The organism is Paraburkholderia sp. 22098 (genome assembly GCF_052045935.1).
In the GTDB taxonomy this organism is placed as follows: Bacteria; Pseudomonadota; Gammaproteobacteria; order Burkholderiales; family Burkholderiaceae; genus Paraburkholderia; species Paraburkholderia caledonica.
Map to the genome: position 1 here is coordinate 462,612 of NZ_JBQEPV010000005.1, position 15,989 is coordinate 478,600.

Genomic DNA, 15,989 nt, shown 5'->3' on the forward strand with positions numbered 1-15,989 from the left:
GCTCATTCACGATTACGCGTTTGCGCTTACTCCACCGTTTCAAGCGTAGGGTAATCGATGTAACCCGTCTCGCCACGTGCGTAGTACGTGGAGGGATTCGGCTTGTTCAACGGCGCATTGGTCGCAAAGCGGCGCACGAGGTCCGGATTCGCGATGAACAACTGGCCCCACGCCACCGCGTCCGCTTCGCCTGCGTCGAGTACTTGCTGGGCGGTTTCCTTCGTGAACTTCTCGTTCGCGATGTACGGGCCGCCGAACTCTTTCTTCAACTGTGGGCCGAGACGGTCCTCACCCAACGCTTCGCGCGCGGCGATGAACGCGATCTTGCGCTTGCCGAGTTCGCGGGCCACATAGCCGAAGGTCGCGGCCGGATCCGAGTCGCCCATGTCGTGCGAGTCGCGGCGCGGCGCGAGATGCACGCCGACGCGATTCGCGCCCCACACGTCGATGCATGCGTCGGTGATTTGGAGCAGCAAACGCGCGCGATTTTCGATCGGGCCACCATACGCGTCGGTGCGCTTGTTGGTGCTGTCCTGAAGGAACTGGTCGATCAGATAGCCGTTTGCGCCGTGCACTTCAACGCCGTCGAAGCCTGCTGCTTTCGCGTTTTCGGCACCTTTGCGGAATGCCTGCACAACGCCCGCGATTTCGTCGAGTTCGAGTGCGCGAGGCGTGACATACGGGCGCTCCGGACGCACGAGGCTCACGTGGCCTTTCGCGGCGAGCGCGCTCGGCGCGACCGGCAATTCGCCATTGAGGAACAGCGGATCGGAAATGCGGCCCACGTGCCACAGTTGCAGGAAGATCTTCCCGCCGGCTGCATGCACTGCGTTGGTAACGAGCTTCCAGCCTTCCACCTGTTCCTGCGACCAGATGCCCGGCGTCTCGGCATAACCGACGCCCTGCGGCGTGACCGAGGTGGCTTCGCTGATGATGAGGCCCGCCGTGGCGCGTTCAGCGTAGTACTTTGCCATCAGCGCGTTCGGCACGCGGATTTCCTCGGCGCGCTGACGCGTCAGCGGCGCCATGATGATGCGGTTGGACAACGTCAGGTCGCCAATTTGCAGCGGATCGAAAAGAGTCGGCATAAATGTTCACCTTTGGCTGAGGCGAGGACGCCTTGAGCCGAGAGATAGTTGCATTGCAACGAAAGAGTGAAAGAAGCGGCGATGCAAGACCGGTCAGAGCTTCGAGTTCATATGCTCGAGAAAAGCCTGAATCACGGGCTCGTTGCGTTTGAAGAACACCCATTGCCCCACGCGTTTCGACGTGACGAGCCCCGCGCGCTGCAACGCCGCGAGGTGGGCCGACACCGTGGACTGCGAGAGTCCGCAGCGCGCGTCGATCTTGCCGGCACATACGCCATGGTCGAGCGGGAGTTCCTGATCGGCGAAGTGCGCATGCGGCTCGCGCAGCCAGCCAAGAATCTCTCGACGCACCGGATTGGCGAGCGCCTTGTGGATCGCGTCCATGTCAGGCGCGATGGGAGTTCGTTTCATTCGTCAACTACAAGAGCTGCTTCAATGGTCAGGCGTGGGCAAATTGCCGCCCACAGGTTTGCATCGCTACAGAACGAAGTATATATCGGAATTTCACGATATGCTTGGAGGCACTACCGGCGGTAGGGAAAAGACTCGTGGCTATGCCAAAAAATCCAGCCGCGTCATGCAAAATGAGCACATCTAGGATGTGGAGAGTAACTCGTGGGCGTCAATTTCGATTTGAACGACTTGCAGGCGTTTCGCGCGGTGGTGGAACTGGGGAGCTTCCGCAAGGCCGCCGAGGCTGTCAGCATCTCTCAGCCGGCCTTGAGCCGTCGCATTGAGAAACTCGAGGAAGCGCTCGGCGTGCGTCTCTTCGAGCGCACCACGCGCAGCGTCACGCTCACCACCGTCGGCCGCGTGTTCGCCCCGAGCGCCGAACAACTGCTCGACGATCTCGACGTCGCGTTGCTCGGCATCCGCGATGTCTCTTCAAGCCGGCTGGGTCATGTGACCATTGCCTGCGTGCCGTCGGTGGCGTACTACTTTTTGCCCAACGTCGTCGCAAGCTACCATCGCCGCTTTCCGCGCATCAGGGTGAAACTGCTGGATTCGAGCGCGAATGAGGTGCTTGGCGCTGTGATCAGCGGTGAGGCTGATTTTGGCGTGAGTTTCATGGGTAGCCAGGAGTCCGAGGTCGAGTTCAAGGTGCTGCTGCAGGAGCGCTTCGTTGCCGCATGCCGTCGAGATCATCCGCTCGCGCGCAAGAAGCGCGTCACCTGGAACGAGCTTTACGAGCATGAGTACGTGTCAGTGGACAAGACTTCCGGAAACCGTCTGCTGCTCGATCAGGCACTCTCGGCAGTGGCGCCGCGCGCGCCGAGCGTCTGCGAGACCCGTCACGTCACGACCATGCTCGGCCTCGTCGAAGCGGGGCTCGGTGTCGCCGCCGTGCCGTCGATGGCCATGCCCGGCCGCGATCATCCGATCCTCACGAGTGTGCCGCTCGTTGAACCGGTAGTTAAGCGGCGCGTAGGAATTGTGAGGCGCCGGGGGCGTCCGCTTACTCCGGCCGCGCAGGAGTTTCACAGAACGATTGTCGAGATGAGGCAGGGCGGCGTCGAAGGCAGCGATGGTTCTGACGTCAACACGTCTGCGAAAGAACGGCCAGTCCGGAAGACCGCATCGTGAGGTCGGCAAGACCGCTTCGATCGCTTTATGTGCAGGTGCTGCTGGGCATGGTGCTCGGCGTGGCGGTCGGTCATTTTCTGCCGCAAGCGGGCGCGCTGCTCAAGCCCTTCAGCGATGCATTCGTCGGCCTCGTAAGGATGATGATTGCGCCAATCGTCTTCTGTACGATCGTCTCGGGGATCACGTCGCTTGCGAGCGGCAAGGCGATCGGGCGCACGATCTTCAAGGCGCTGGCGCTCTTCTACTTGCTCACCGTCGTGGCGCTAGCTTTCGGGCTCGTAACGGCCATCGTTCTGCGACCGGGCGCGGGTATGCACATCGACGCGCACGGTCTGGACACGAGCATCCTCGCGCAATATGTGAAGCACGCACAGCCGGGCGGCCTGGTCGCATTTGCGCTGAGCGTCATCCCCGAGACGATGCTCGGCGCCTTCGAGAAGGGTGACGTACTGCCGGTACTGCTGCTCTCGCTACTCTTCGGCTTTTCGCTGAACTCCTGCCCGAAGGCGGGCCGGCCGGTGCTCGTGCTAATCGACGGCGTCGCGCACGTCCTGTTCCGGATCCTCGCGATGATCATGCGACTTGCCCCGCTCGGCGCATTCGGTGCGATGGCGTTCACGGTGGGCCGCTTCGGCATTCGCTCGGTCGGCTCTCTCGGCATGCTGATGGTGTGCTTCTACGTGGCATGCGTGCTGTTCATTGCGCTGGTGCTCGCTTCACTCGCGCGGCTGCATGGTTTCGCGCTTTGGCGGCTCTTGCGCTACATGCGGGAGGAGTTGCTCATTGTTCTCGCGACATCTTCCACGGAGCCGGTACTGCCGCGCCTGATCGTCAAGCTCGAGGCGCTCGGTTGCGACAAAGGGGTCGTGGGGCTCGTGCTGCCCGCCGGATATTCGTTCAATCTCGACGGCACCGCGATCTATCTGACGCTCGCTTCGATGTTCATCGCGCAGGCGTGCGACGTGCCGCTTTCCGCGTCTCAGATCGCGATGATGCTCGCGGTCATGCTGCTCACGTCAAAGGGGGCGGCCGGCGTGTCGGGTAGCGGACTCGTCGCGCTCGTCGCGACGCTGACGGTGATCCCGGATCTGCCGGTAGCGGGTGTGGCGCTGCTGGTGGGCATCGACCGCTTCATGTCCGAAGCGCGCGCGCTGACGAGCGTGATCAGCAACGCATGCGCTGTGATCTTCGTTTCCATGTGGGAAGGGGCGTGCGACCGTGCGCGTCTCGCTCAGATGCTGGGGGCGGCAGCGGCAACTGCAGGCGACGCGGACGGTGCGGAGGACTCGGCGAGACGAACCCCGGGAATGTGACAGGAAGGCTGCAGCAAGCAAGCCTTCCTTCGGGTTTGCGTCAATGAGCGGAAACGGTATCCAACCCGGTCGACTTCACTTCCGGCTGGACGCCGGGCGAAGCGAGATAGTCGAGCAGAGCTTTTGCTTCTTTCGGATGCTGTGCACTGACCGGAATGCCGGCCGCGAAACGCGTGACTGACTGCAGCGATTCGGGAATCTTGCCGACGAAGGTCGCGCCCTTGACAGGCAGCAACTCGCTCACCTGCTGAAAGCCGATTTCGTAATCGCCGTTCGCCACGACCGAGGCCACTGGAATGCGCGGGATCATCTTCGCCTTCGCTTTGACCTGATCCTCGATGCCAAGCTTCTTGAACAATTCCCGCTCGATATAGACACCGCTCGCGCTGTCCGAGTAGGCGATCGACTTCGCATGCAGCAGCGTCTGCCGGAGCCCGTCTACGGAGCTTATATCCGGCTTCGCCGCACCTTCGCGCACGACCATGCCGATGCGCGAATCGGCCAGTTCGACCCGCGATCCGGGGACGACCTTGCCTTTCTGGATCAGATCGTCGAGCGCATATCCGACCATGATGACGGCGTCCGCCGGCTCGCCACGCTCCAGCCGGTTGGGAATCGCTTCGGGCGATTTGCCCATCGACGGACCGAGCGCGGTGTCGAGCGCGTTGCCCGTCTCCGCCGAGAATTTCGGGCCAAGCACCTTGTACGCCGCAGTAAAGCCGCCGGAACTCATGACGTGCAAGTCGGCGGCGTGCACGTTCGCCGCGGCGGCCGAGGTTGCAATCAGTGCTGCGGCGCACAGTTTTCGAATCAGGTTTCTCATGATCGTAGTGGTGTCGGAATGAGGGTGTATCTGGATGCGGAGCGCGGAAGCGGATCAGTGCGCCGGAGTCAGCGTCGTTGCGCGGCGGCGATACAGTGCGAACGTCGCCATCAGCGCGCATGCAGCGGCAAAGCTCATCCAGTAGCCAGGTGCGGCCTTGTCGCCCGTCATGTGGATGAGCGCCGTGGAGATCGCCGGCGTGAAACCGCCGAACACCGCCGTCGCGAGGCTATAGGCGAGCGAGAAGCCCGCGACGCGTACTTGTGCCGGCATCACTTCTGTCAGTGCGACGACCATCGCGCCGTTATAGATGCCGTACATGAACGAGAGCCAAAGAAGCGCGAGCAGCATGTTGAGGAAGCTCGGCGCGTGGGCGAGGAGCGACAGCGCCGGGTAGGCAGTCGCGATGGCGAGCACCGTCATCGCGACGAGGAGCGGCCGGCGGCCGAGCTTGTCGGACAGAGCGCCGCCGATCGGCAGCCACACGAAATTCGACACGGCGACACACAACGTCACGAGCAGACTGTCGGCGGTGCTCAGGTGCAGAACGGTCTTGCCGAAAGTCGGTGCGTAGACGGTGATCAGATAGAAGCTCGCGGTGGTCATCGCCACCAGCATCATGCCTGCAATCACTACGGTCCAGTTCTGGACCAGCGTGCGGAACACTTCCTTCATGCTCGGACGATGCTGGCGCGCCTTGAACTCCTCGGTCTCCTGCAGGTTACGACGCAGCATGAAGATGAACGGCACGATCATGCAGCCGACGAAGAACGGAACGCGCCATCCCCAGGACGCGATGGTAGCGGCGCTCATCGACTGGTTGAGCGCGAAGCCGAGGGCTGCGGCCACGACGATCGCGACCTGCTGGCTCGCGGACTGCCAGCTCGTGAAGAAGCCCTTGCGGCCCGGCGTGGCCATTTCGGCGAGATACACCGAGACGCCGCCCAGTTCCGCGCCCGCCGAGAAACCTTGCAGCAGCCTCCCGATCAAGACGAGCGCCGGCGCCAGCAGGCCAAGCGTTGCGTAGCCCGGCACGAACGCGATCAGGATGGTGCCGCTCGCCATGATGGAGAGCGTGACGATAAGACCCTTGCGGCGACCGACGTCGTCGATGTACGCGCCCAGCACGATTGCGCCCAGCGGTCGCATCAGGAAACCGGCGCCGAAGACCGCGAACGTCATCATCAATGAGGCGAATTCGCTGTCGGCCGGGAAGAAGACCTTGGCGATCTGGGTGGCATAGAAGCCAAACAGGAAGAAGTCGAACTGCTCGAGAAAGTTTCCGGCCGTTACGCGGAAAACCGCCGCGGCCTTTGAACGGCCCGACGAAAGGGTAGAGGGCGAGGGGTGCATCGTTGTCTCCTGAAATCCCGAAAGATGCTGTGGTTCCGCTCTTTGTGGATTCGCGAATATTGGCCCTTGCCCGGCAAAACGATAAGTGCAATCTTTTTAACGATTGATGTCCATTGGTTATCAATCGGCGCTGTGCCGGCCCTGCCTGGCCGAGCTGCGTGGTCGCGGCGCAATTCTGCGATCATTGCTGACAATCTGAACTGCTGGAATGAGCATGGAACTTCGGCATCTTCGCTATTTCATTGCTGTTGCGGAATTGCGCAGCGTACGGGCGGCGTCCGAGCAGCTGCACGTCACGCAACCGGCGATTTCCCGCCAGATACAGGATCTCGAAGACGCCATCGGCGCCGCGCTGTTCGAGCGCACGCCGCGCGGGCTAAAGCTGACGCCCGCCGGCGATGCGTATCTCTCGGAAGCACGCGAGATCCTTGCGCGTGTCGATGCCGCCAACCGGCTGGCGCGGCGCATCGCATCCGGCGTGCAAGGTCACCTGCGCATCGGTTTCGTTGAAAACGCCGTGTGGAGCGGCCCCGTATCGAGCGCGTTGAGCGCTTTCGAACAGGCAGCACCGAACGTCGCCCTCGAACTCACGCCGATGAACACGCCCGAGCAACTCGACGCGCTCGCCGCGGGACGGCTCGACGGCGGCTTCTGCTATCGCTTCGGCGCGTTGCCGGAAGGCATCGCGAGCCTGCATGTGCTCGATCAAGGCGTGGTGCTCGCCGTGCCGCAAGCGTGGCCGCACGGCAGCGCAGGCGCGGTCAGCGCACATGAACTCTCCGGCAGGCCGTTCATCGCGTTCCCACGCCGCGTCTATCCTGCCTACTACGATCGCCTGCTGTCCGCCTGCGCCGAGCGCGGGCTCACGCTCGATATCAGACAGGAGGCGTCGACGGAAACCGCGATACTTTCGCTGGTTTCGGCAGGGATGGGCGCGGCCATCGTCAATGCCGCGAATCGCGACAGGCCGCCCGCACGAGTGCGTTTCGTCGACTTGCTGGACCTGGAGATTTCCTTGCCGCTTGAATTCTGCTTTGTCGCACATGAGGCGGCGCACGGAGCGAATCCCACGCTGAAGCGTTTTCTGGACCTGCTGACATAGCGGCCGGCAAGCGATGCCTGCAAGGCATCGCCCAGCGCAGAAAACGGCATTGGCCGGACGTTTTTTCGTCGCCGATAGTAAAGGCACCCCAAGCTCTTTACTGTTCGCGCCATGTCCACTTCTGCTTCGCTCATCGCTACCGATATCGACTTCGAACGCTCCGGCTTCCAGACCGGCACACTGCGTCTGCCGTATTCGCACGACCGCTCGGCATACGGCCACGTGCCGATCCCGCTTGCCGTGCTCAACGCTGGTGCTGGTACGGGCCCGACCGTTCTCCTGACGGGCGGCAATCACGGCGACGAATACGAAGGACCCGTCGCGCTGATGAAGCTGATGCAGCGCATGCCGTCGATGACCATACGCGGTCGCCTGATCGTGATACCGGGTCTGAACTTTCCAGCCTTCATCAATGGCACGCGCACGTCGCCGATCGACCGCGGCAACCTGAACCGCCTCTTTCCCGGCGCCCGAAACGGCCAGCCGACGGAAATGATCGCGCACTACGTCGAAAGCGAACTCCTGCCACGCGCCGATGTCGTGATCGACCTGCATGCCGGCGGCGCGTCGTTCGAGCATGCGCCCACGCTGCTCGCGTCGCCGCCTGCCGAAGGCGAGCGGCACGCGTTGTATATGGACCTCGTGCGCGAGTTCGGCGCGCCGAACACGATGATCATGGACCTGCTCGGCGAAGACCGCACGTTCGCAGCCGCTGCCGAACGGCACGGCAAGCTTTTTCTGTGCGGCGAGTTCGGCGGACATGCGGGCTGCGACGCCGCGAATCTGGCGATTGTCGAAAGCGGCTTGCAGCGCGTGTTGGTCCGGCTCGGTGTGGTCTCCGACACGCAGCCGGCACCGGCCGGCAAAACGCGCTTTCTACGCGTAGAAGGCGCGCGTGCATACGTGTATGCGCCGCTTGCGGGTGTATTCGAACCCGCGTTCAGACTCGGCGATCAGGTGCGCGAGGGTCAGCTCGCGGGACGCCTGTACGATCCGCACCGCCCGTGGCAGGCGCCGGCCGATATCGCGTTCCGCGGCGACGGCACGGTCATTTGCATGCGGACCTTTGCACGGGTGGAACCCGGCGACTGCATCGCGCTGCTCGCTGCACGAGCCAACGCAGATTGAGCCAAGTCCACTCACGCCGGAGACCGCGCATGAACGTTCACCCTGTTTCAACCCAGCCCGCCGATGCCATTGCACGTACCGGGTCTTTCGATAGCGTGCGCCATCCGGTGTATGTCGTGCTGCTGTTCTTCGTCTGTTTCGCATTTTCGTATCTGGACCGCCAGGTCGTCAGCATTCTCGTACAGCCGATCAAGCAGTCGCTCGCGCTTACCGATACGCAGATCGGCCTGCTGCAAGGATTTTCATTCACGATGTGCTACGCAACGGCAGGTGTGTTCGTCGCGAGGCTCGTCGATCGCGGCAACCGCGTGAAACTGATCGCCGCGTGCATTGCGATCTGGGCGATTTCGACAATGGCGTGCGGCTTCGCGACCAACTTCACGGAACTGCTGCTCGCCCGCGCCGGAACGGCGGTTGCCGAGGCCGCCTTGAGTCCCGCAGCGCTGTCGATCTTCAGCGACATCTTTGCGCCGCGCCGCGTCGCGCGCGCGAGTAGCGTGTTCATGCTCGGGCCGTATGTAGGCGGCGGCGCTGCGCTGTTCGGCGGCGGTATGTTGTTGTCGGCGGCAGCTGCGGGCGACGGCAGCGCGTGGCTCAGCGCACACGGCTTTGCGCCTTGGCAAGCGGTGTTTGTTGCCGTGGGATTGCCCGGCATTCTGCTGGCCGCGCTCGTCGCGTTCACAGTTCGCGAACCGGCGCGGCTCGAAACCAGCATGCATGTCGCGCATGCGCAGAACGAGATGCCGTCGCTGCGCGACGTGCTCGCCGAGCTGTTCGTGCGTAATCGCTTCTGCCTGCCTTACTTTGCGGCCTACGTCGCGCTGATCACGCTGTTCTACTCGCACGCCGCATGGTTCCCGACCTTACTGATGCGCCATTTCCATCTTGCGCCGAAAGCCGTTGGACAGATGGCCGCACCTGCGTACATGGTCGGCGGTATTCTCGGCGTGGCATGCGCGGGAATGCTCGCAACGCGCGTCACCGACGACACCACCTTGCGCAAAGTGCTGGGCTTCTCCGCGGGCGCCGTTGCCTTGCTGGTGCCCGCCGCGATCGCGATGCCGCTCGTCGCGAGCAGCAGCCTTGCCATCGTGCTCTATGGCGTCAGTGCTTTTACTGCCAGCATCGCAATGGGACTTGCACCCGTGCCATTGCAAATCGCCGTGCCGAACCGCATGCGCGGCCGTTCGCTGGCGCTGCTCGTCTTCATGACCAATGCGATCAGCGGTGGCGTGGGCCCGCTGTCGGTTGGCTATCTGAACGAACGGCTGGGACACACGGGAACGAGTCTTGGAAACGCACTGGCGCTGGTCGGTGGTGTGTCGGCGCTCGTCAGCGCGTTACTCTATGCAGTGGCGACCCGGCGCGTTCGCGCTGCGACGGCGTAGTGAAACGCGCACTGACACACATACTAAAACCTGCATTCGAACCGAAGAGAACGGATCGCCATGAAACCCGCCTCACAAGTCCATCACGTCGGCGCCGCGACCATTACGCGGGTCGATGAAACCGGCTTCGCGCTCGCGCCGAACCTGTTGTTCCCGGCGTGGAGCGATGAAGATGGTCGCGAGCTCGAGGAACGCTTCGCCACCGAAAGTCTGGATCTCACTAACGCGCGAGTGCCGTTGAAAACGCATCTGTGGGTCGTGGAAGTCGGCGGTGTGACGATGGTCGTCGATACGGGCATCGGCAATGGCAAGTCCCGGCCGTTCAGCGCGCTCTTCGACAAGCTCGACAATCCCGTGCTCGAACGCTTCGAATCGGCCGGCTTCAGGCGCGAGGATATCGACTACGTGCTGCTCACACATCTGCACGTCGATCACGTCGGCTGGAATACGCATTGGCAGGACGGCCGCTGGGCGCCCGTGTTTCCGAACGCGACCTACGTGTTCGGTGAGCGCGAACGCGACTTCTTCGCTACCCCGGAAGGCGCGTCGCGGCGGATGGTGTACGACGACAGTGTGCTTCCGGTCATCGAGGCCGGTCAGGCGCGTGCCGTGCCGGATGCAGGTGCGGAGATTCTCGACGGCATCCGCTTCCTGCCGACTTTCGGCCACAGCATCGGTCACATGGCCATCGAGCTTCGTTCGCGTGGCGAGACCGCGCTCTTTTCCGGCGACGTGATGCACAGCGCGGTGCAAGTGCATCGGCCCGAATGGAATTCAATGTTCTGTCTCGATCAGGAGCAGGCCCGCGCTTCACGCGAGCGTCTGCTCGCACATGCAGCGGACGCGGGCGCGACGGTGTTTGCCGCGCATTTTGCCGAGACATCGGCGGGGACCGTGCGGCGCGTCGAAAAGGGTTTTGAATGGCGCTATGCGTGAGGGCGGGGACACCGCAGCGCGCGAAGTATGGCGTCCCTTCAGATCGGGGAGTTTGTCGCGAAATGGTCTTGAAGCTGGCGACGCCGACGCAGAACTGGTGAAAGCCAATCATGAGCGATAAAGAACAGCGCGAAGCCAGCCGGCAGAAACCGATATAGCCATCAGCTTGAAACTACTGCCGATTCACCGCTTTCAAAGCCGCGATAAACCTTGAACCGTTTTCGCAGGCAACTATGCTGTAAATGAGCCGGACTGCAATGCTGAAAGAGCTTCCCGCTCGAATCGACCGCCCCGCAGGACGACGGTCAACATGGGCTAACGCTGACGCGGCGGCCCGGAACCGCAACGGTGTACATCATGCGTTCTGCTCGTTTCTGGACGGTGGCAGGCCTCTTTGCGCTGTGCGCGTGGAGTACGGTTTGCGCCGCAGCTGGACCGGCAACCAAGGCTTCGGCTGCGTCGTCGCCGTCCGTGCCTTCCAAACCGGTGCCTGCGAGCCCGCCGCGCCGGATCGATCTGACAAACAAGCCCTGGCGCGGCGATTTCGACGCAATGCTCGAACGCCGCGTGATCCGCGTGCTCGTACCTTTTAGTCGTACGCTGTATTTCAATGACCGGGGACGTGAACGAGGATTGAGCGCAGATTTCGTGCGCGATTTCGAACGGTACGTCAACAAGACCTACGCCGATCGACTCGACAAGCGCCCGATCACCGTGTTCATGATTCCGACGACGCGCGATCGGCTGCTGCCCAGCCTCAACAGCGGCATGGGCGATATCGCCGTTGGCAACCTGACCGTCACCGACGAGCGTCTGAAACAGGCCGACTTCGTCACGGCGCGCGCCCTCAAGCCAACCCGTGAGCTGGTACTGACGGGGCCGAAATCGCCGGAATTGTCGAAGCTCGACGATCTAAGCGGAAAGACGGTTCACGTGCGCCGCTCCAGTAGCTACTACGAAAGCCTGAGTGCACTTAACGGCCGCTTCCAGAAAGCCGGTAAGCCGCCGATGCGGCTTGTGCTGTTGCCGGATGCACTCGAAGACGAAGATGCGATGGAGATGCTGAACGTCGGTCTGCTTCAGATCCTGGTGGTGGACGACTGGAAGGCGCGGATGTGGGCGCAGATGCTGCCGAATGTGAAGGTGCACGACAACATGTCAGTGCGTGAGGGAGGCTATGTGGGTTGGGCTATTCGCAAACAGAGTCCCAAGCTCAAAGCTGTGATCAGCGATTTTTACGACAATTTCATCACGAAGCAAAGCGTCGCTGAGGTTCGCCTCAAACAGTATATGCAAGGCATCAAGCAGATCCATAACAATGCTGAGAGTGCCGAACTCAATCGCTTCAATCAGACGGTGGCCTTATTCGCGAAGTACGGCCAGCAATACGGCTTCGATCCGCTCATGCTCGCGGCCCAGGGTTATCAGGAGTCGCAGCTCGATCAGCAGGCCAAGAGCCGCGTGGGAGCCGTCGGCATCATGCAATTAATGCCGGCCACGGGTAAGGAACTCAATGTCGGCGACATCCGGATAACGGAGTCGAATATTCATGCCGGCGCCAAGTATCTCGATCGACTCATGACGCGTTACTTCCAGGACGCGCACTTCTCCGAGGTGGACCGCCCGCTGTTCGCGTTCGCGAGCTATAACGCCGGACCCGGAAGCATCGCGAAGATGCGCAAGCAGGCCGCGGCCCGCGGCCTCAACCCGGACGTCTGGTTCAACAACGTCGAGATCGTGGTGGCAGAGAAGATTGGCATTGAGACAACCACGTACGTGCGAAACATCTACAAGTACTACGCGTCGTATCGCCTGCTTATGGACGCGCAGGCGCAGCGAACCCGCGCGGAGCAGCAACTGGGCCGCCAACCTTGACGTTCGGTGAATGCCTCGCGGGGGTGCTTCGGGCCTGCTCGACCTCGTTGCGTACCGGTGATCACTTTGCGACGACGCCGAGTTGCTGCAGGAAGGTCAGATTGTCTTCGAGATGCCAGTTGTCTGTGATCTTGCCGTCGCGAATGCGGTAAATGTCCGTCGCGATGAAATCGACTGTTTGCCCTTTGCCCTGAGTGCCGTTGAAGGTGCCGGTGAAGTGACCGGTGAAATGCAGATGCGTCACGACGCGATCGCCGGCCACGATCATCTGCTCGACCGATGCCTTAACGTCGGGCACGGCCGCATGGAACGCACTGGAGGCTGCGAGCGGTCCGGCGATGCCTTGCGGACGGCCGGGCGGCAATGTGCGATCGGTGAAGTTCTCCGCCAGCGCGGCGTGGGCCTGCGCTTCGTCGCCGGTGGTCCAGAAGGTATCGTAAGTCCGAGCGGCGCGAATCTGCGCATCGAGCTGCTTCTTCGGAAGCGTGTGATCGACAATCAACGTTTGCGGCTTTACGAGGTGGTCGTCAGCAGCGGACGTCGCGGCTGCGGTCGCAGGTAATGCGGCGGCAAACAGCATGACGGCCGAAGCAGCGAAAGCGGCACCGACTTGCGAAACGAACGGGAAAGCGCGGGACATGATTGTTCTCCGGATGTGTAGGTGTGGTGAGAATCGGTTTTGAGTTGCTCGGTGGCCACGGAGCGCTGCGAACCGGATGCATTCTCCATTCAGCAGGGCCTTGTGATAATTGGTCTAGGGCTTGATTGTTTTTCAACCAGAACTGAATAATTTTTCGCCTCGAGAAGGCGCAAAAAGCATAGGTATCGGCATGCATCGGCGACACGGGTGTCTATTCTTCAGACACTACGACCAACGCGGTGTCAGGTCAGCTCTGCAGTCGTCGTCAGCCATTCCGCGCCTCGCGCGGAATGGGGGACCGACATCCTCCAAACTACCTCGGTCCGCGCGGGCGCAATGCGTCGCCGGCAGTCAACGGACGCCTGTGGCTCGGCATGGGCAGCTGGTCAATAGATTGCGAACGCCTGGCGGCAAGCGCATGGACCTCGCCATGAAGCAAATGCTTCGGTGGGAATCGTTTCAGCTGTTCACCTTAGGGAGGTCAGCGATGAAATATTCCATTCGTGCAAGGCTTATCCAGTCTGCCTGGATCATGCTGCTTGCCGTACCTTATGCAGCATGGGCGCAATCTCAAACAATAGTCACGATCGCTGGCACTGGGGTGCAAGGGTACGCTGGCGACGGGGGGCAGGCTACATCAGCGCTCATCGCTCCAGAGGGTCTGTCTGTCGACCACCACGGCAACCTGTTTGTTGCCGAACCGGTGAACCATGTGGTCCGGCGTATCGACCACGCCACCGGGATCATCACCACCTTCGCGGGCACCGGTCAAACGGCCTATAACGGCGATGGGTTGAAAGCAACAGCGACAAACCTCGACTATCCACAAGGTGTAGCGGTCGGACCAGACGACGATGTATATATCGCCGATTATGGGTCGACCAGCCGCATCTTGCGCGTCGATCATCACACGCTGACGATTCACACGGTTGCCGGAGGAAGCCAACGTGGGTTCTCCGGAGACGGAGGACCGGCAAGTGCTGCGTTGATCAACGCGACGGACATCGCATTCGATCGCGACGGAAACCTCGTCATCAGCGATTCTGGCAACCAGCGGATTCGGCGCGTCGATCGACGCACCGGCATCATCGCGACAGTGGTGGGCGGTGGCATAAATGGAGCGGGTCCGGCCAGCGGCCCCGCGGCGGAAGCCGGCTTCCTCTACTACATCACGACCGCGTTCAACCGGCGCAACGACATGTTCTTTGCCGACGCTGGTCTTAACACCGTTCGCGAACTCGACAGACAGCGTCAAACATTTACGACAGTCGCGGGGGTCTATCCGGGGACGACAGGAGTAGCTTTTCAGGCGGGCTACAACGGTGATGGACAGCCTGCCACGCAGGCGCTACTTAACTATCCATCGCATATTGCGGCCGATTGCGCAGGAACGCTAACAATCAGCGATAGCGCCAATTACCGCGTGCGGCAGGTAGACCGGGAGACGGGAACCATTGAGACTATCGCCGGCACGGGTACGGCGGGCTACTCGGGTGACGGAGGTCTCGCCATTCAGGCTATGCTCATGCAGCCACGGGGCCTCGCGTTCGCGCGTGACGGTGCCCTGTATGTCGCCGATGGTCTCCGGATTCGCAAGATTGCCGGGCTGCCGGGCCATCATCGCTGGGATTGCCGCGACAACCGTCGCTACGGTCTTGACCGCGACGGTCGTGACGATGACGACAACCACAACCACAACCACTGAGGAATCTTGACCGGCCGAGATTCGCTGTACGCCGCTAGCTGCAGTCGGTCAGTTTTTAGCCGCTCGCTCGAGTCGTAGGGCGGCTACTCGAAGGGTGCCGCGGGGGGCGGCACTTGTTGCCTTGGTCCGTCTTCGCGGATCAGCGCAATTCGAGCCACAGCGGTTGATGATCGGACGAGCGGCTATTCTGGTCCACGTCACAATCCACGATGCGCGGCTTCAGATCTTCGGTGACAAAAACAAAATCGCATGCGAACGGTCCGTCGGACCATTGCTCGTGATCATACAGACCGACTGTGGCAGCCCGCGGGGTGCCGGGGTGCGCGCAGGCCCATGCGTCGGCGAAGGCGGGCGCGCCTGAAATCGGCTCCAGCATCCTGCAATAAGCAGAACTTTCGAACGCGCTGTTGAAATCGCCGCACACGATGGCAGACATAGGACGTGCCGTGTCGGCGAAGGGACTGTCCAGTTTTTCCGCTTGCGCGGGACGGCGCGCATGGTCGCACGCTTCCTGATGCAATTTGTGCAGCCTCGTCACTTGCGCCAGCCGCTGTGCCTCGGAATAGAACTCAAGATGAGTGCTGATGGCGCGCAGCGGGCCAATATCGGTTTCGATAACGGCTTCGAGAGCGACACGCAGCATCGACGGCTTGGCGGGGTCGGCCGGCCACGGGAGCGAATGACGCAGCACCTGCTTGACAGGCAGTCGGCTCACGATTGCATTGCCGAACTGACGCCGCTGTCGTGCTGGCCCGATAGGCGGAAGATCGGAACCGATCGCATCGACCACCGTCGCGTCCGGCAGCAACGCGGCGAGTTCGGCGAACTGATCGGCAGAGGGGCCGCCTGCCAATCCGCCCTGCGCCTGTCCCTCATGAAAGCCGCGCGTGACTTCCTGAAGGCACAGGATGTCGAAATCGCACAGCGCCTTTGCCTCGCGCACAATGCGGGCGAGGTCGACGCGGCCGTCTACACCGCGTCCCCACTGAACGTTCCAGTCGACGAGACGCATGATGTCCTCCTGCAGAAGCCATGACTCACAGTTTACTGCCGC

Annotated in this window: 14 protein-coding genes; 8 read left to right on the forward strand and 6 right to left on the reverse strand. The window is 62.0% G+C overall.

The features are described 5' to 3' along the window. Window positions 1-26: 26 nt before the first annotated feature. The gene (locus ACTJLB_RS13805; RefSeq protein WP_440783589.1) at window positions 27-1,088 is read right to left on the reverse strand and encodes an alkene reductase; all 1,062 of its coding nucleotides are present in this window, start codon (window positions 1,086-1,088) and stop codon (window positions 27-29) included. A gap of 93 nt (window positions 1,089-1,181) precedes the next feature. Next, window positions 1,182-1,499: an ArsR/SmtB family transcription factor gene (locus ACTJLB_RS13810; protein WP_027777718.1), complete on the reverse strand. Its 318-nt coding sequence runs from the start codon at window positions 1,497-1,499 to the stop codon at window positions 1,182-1,184. 204 nt (window positions 1,500-1,703) lie between these two features. Between ACTJLB_RS13810 and ACTJLB_RS13815 the strand changes: the two genes are divergently transcribed. Both ACTJLB_RS13815 and dctA read left to right on the forward strand, forming a co-directional pair. Further along, window positions 1,704-2,672, forward strand: coding sequence for a LysR family transcriptional regulator (locus ACTJLB_RS13815; RefSeq protein ID WP_088173434.1), 969 nt, complete (start codon window positions 1,704-1,706; stop codon window positions 2,670-2,672). Next, window positions 2,669-3,985: a C4-dicarboxylate transporter DctA gene (dctA, locus tag ACTJLB_RS13820; RefSeq protein WP_440783590.1), complete on the forward strand. Its 1,317-nt coding sequence runs from the start codon at window positions 2,669-2,671 to the stop codon at window positions 3,983-3,985. Before ACTJLB_RS13815 ends, dctA begins: the two co-directional genes overlap by 4 nt. A gap of 40 nt (window positions 3,986-4,025) precedes the next feature. On the opposite strand, the gene ACTJLB_RS13825 is transcribed toward dctA, so the two are convergent. Beyond that, window positions 4,026-4,808 (reverse strand): substrate-binding domain-containing protein, encoded by a 783-nt coding sequence (locus ACTJLB_RS13825; RefSeq protein ID WP_020068382.1) that lies wholly within the window; start codon window positions 4,806-4,808, stop codon window positions 4,026-4,028. Between the two features lie 54 nt (window positions 4,809-4,862). Further along, window positions 4,863-6,161, reverse strand: coding sequence for an MFS transporter (locus ACTJLB_RS13830; protein WP_020068383.1), 1,299 nt, complete (start codon window positions 6,159-6,161; stop codon window positions 4,863-4,865). 214 nt (window positions 6,162-6,375) lie between these two features. On the opposite strand from ACTJLB_RS13830, the gene ACTJLB_RS13835 reads away from it, so the two are divergent. From ACTJLB_RS13835 to ACTJLB_RS13855, 5 genes are all read left to right on the forward strand, one after another. Further along, the gene (locus ACTJLB_RS13835) at window positions 6,376-7,263 is read left to right on the forward strand and encodes a LysR family transcriptional regulator (RefSeq protein WP_440783591.1); all 888 of its coding nucleotides are present in this window, start codon (window positions 6,376-6,378) and stop codon (window positions 7,261-7,263) included. 111 nt (window positions 7,264-7,374) lie between these two features. Beyond that, window positions 7,375-8,391 (forward strand): succinylglutamate desuccinylase/aspartoacylase family protein, encoded by a 1,017-nt coding sequence (locus ACTJLB_RS13840; RefSeq protein WP_440783592.1) that lies wholly within the window; start codon window positions 7,375-7,377, stop codon window positions 8,389-8,391. A gap of 29 nt (window positions 8,392-8,420) precedes the next feature. Beyond that, a complete protein-coding gene (locus ACTJLB_RS13845; protein ID WP_440783593.1) occupies window positions 8,421-9,779 on the forward strand; it encodes an MFS transporter in 1,359 nt (452 codons plus the stop codon). Window positions 9,780-9,839: 60 nt separating this feature from the next. Further along, on the forward strand, window positions 9,840-10,715 hold the full coding sequence (locus ACTJLB_RS13850) for an MBL fold metallo-hydrolase (RefSeq protein WP_440783594.1): 876 nt from the start codon (window positions 9,840-9,842) through the stop codon (window positions 10,713-10,715). 357 nt (window positions 10,716-11,072) lie between these two features. Further along, window positions 11,073-12,590 (forward strand): transglycosylase SLT domain-containing protein, encoded by a 1,518-nt coding sequence (locus ACTJLB_RS13855; RefSeq protein ID WP_440783595.1) that lies wholly within the window; start codon window positions 11,073-11,075, stop codon window positions 12,588-12,590. 61 nt (window positions 12,591-12,651) lie between these two features. On the opposite strand, the gene ACTJLB_RS13860 is transcribed toward ACTJLB_RS13855, so the two are convergent. Then, a complete protein-coding gene (locus tag ACTJLB_RS13860; RefSeq protein WP_440783596.1) occupies window positions 12,652-13,230 on the reverse strand; it encodes an ester cyclase in 579 nt (192 codons plus the stop codon). A gap of 487 nt (window positions 13,231-13,717) precedes the next feature. Between ACTJLB_RS13860 and ACTJLB_RS13865 the strand changes: the two genes are divergently transcribed. Continuing rightward, window positions 13,718-14,935 carry an NHL domain-containing protein gene (locus ACTJLB_RS13865; protein WP_440783597.1) on the forward strand — a complete coding sequence of 406 codons (1,218 nt, stop codon included), beginning with the start codon at window positions 13,718-13,720 and terminating at the stop codon, window positions 14,933-14,935. A 139-nt stretch (window positions 14,936-15,074) separates the two neighbouring features. Here the strand turns inward: ACTJLB_RS13865 and ACTJLB_RS13870 are convergent, their stop codons facing one another. Beyond that, window positions 15,075-15,947: an endonuclease/exonuclease/phosphatase family protein gene (locus tag ACTJLB_RS13870; RefSeq protein ID WP_440783598.1), complete on the reverse strand. Its 873-nt coding sequence runs from the start codon at window positions 15,945-15,947 to the stop codon at window positions 15,075-15,077. Between the last annotated feature and the right edge of the window lie 42 nt (window positions 15,948-15,989).

Coding starts and splice junctions, on each gene's coding strand:
- ACTJLB_RS13810 (WP_027777718.1), bottom strand. CDS start 1,499: ATGAAACGAACTCCCATCGCGCCTGACATGGACGCGATCCACAAGGCG.
- ACTJLB_RS13870 (WP_440783598.1), bottom strand. CDS start 15,947: ATGCGTCTCGTCGACTGGAACGTTCAGTGGGGACGCGGTGTAGACGGC.
- ACTJLB_RS13825 (WP_020068382.1), bottom strand. CDS start 4,808: ATGAGAAACCTGATTCGAAAACTGTGCGCCGCAGCACTGATTGCAACC.
- ACTJLB_RS13855 (WP_440783595.1), top strand. CDS start 11,073: ATGCGTTCTGCTCGTTTCTGGACGGTGGCAGGCCTCTTTGCGCTGTGC.
- ACTJLB_RS13860 (WP_440783596.1), bottom strand. CDS start 13,230: ATGTCCCGCGCTTTCCCGTTCGTTTCGCAAGTCGGTGCCGCTTTCGCT.
- ACTJLB_RS13865 (WP_440783597.1), top strand. CDS start 13,718: ATGAAATATTCCATTCGTGCAAGGCTTATCCAGTCTGCCTGGATCATG.
- ACTJLB_RS13845 (WP_440783593.1), top strand. CDS start 8,421: ATGAACGTTCACCCTGTTTCAACCCAGCCCGCCGATGCCATTGCACGT.
- ACTJLB_RS13805 (WP_440783589.1), bottom strand. CDS start 1,088: ATGCCGACTCTTTTCGATCCGCTGCAAATTGGCGACCTGACGTTGTCC.
- ACTJLB_RS13840 (WP_440783592.1), top strand. CDS start 7,375: ATGTCCACTTCTGCTTCGCTCATCGCTACCGATATCGACTTCGAACGC.
- ACTJLB_RS13835 (WP_440783591.1), top strand. CDS start 6,376: ATGGAACTTCGGCATCTTCGCTATTTCATTGCTGTTGCGGAATTGCGC.
- ACTJLB_RS13830 (WP_020068383.1), bottom strand. CDS start 6,161: ATGCACCCCTCGCCCTCTACCCTTTCGTCGGGCCGTTCAAAGGCCGCG.
- ACTJLB_RS13850 (WP_440783594.1), top strand. CDS start 9,840: ATGAAACCCGCCTCACAAGTCCATCACGTCGGCGCCGCGACCATTACG.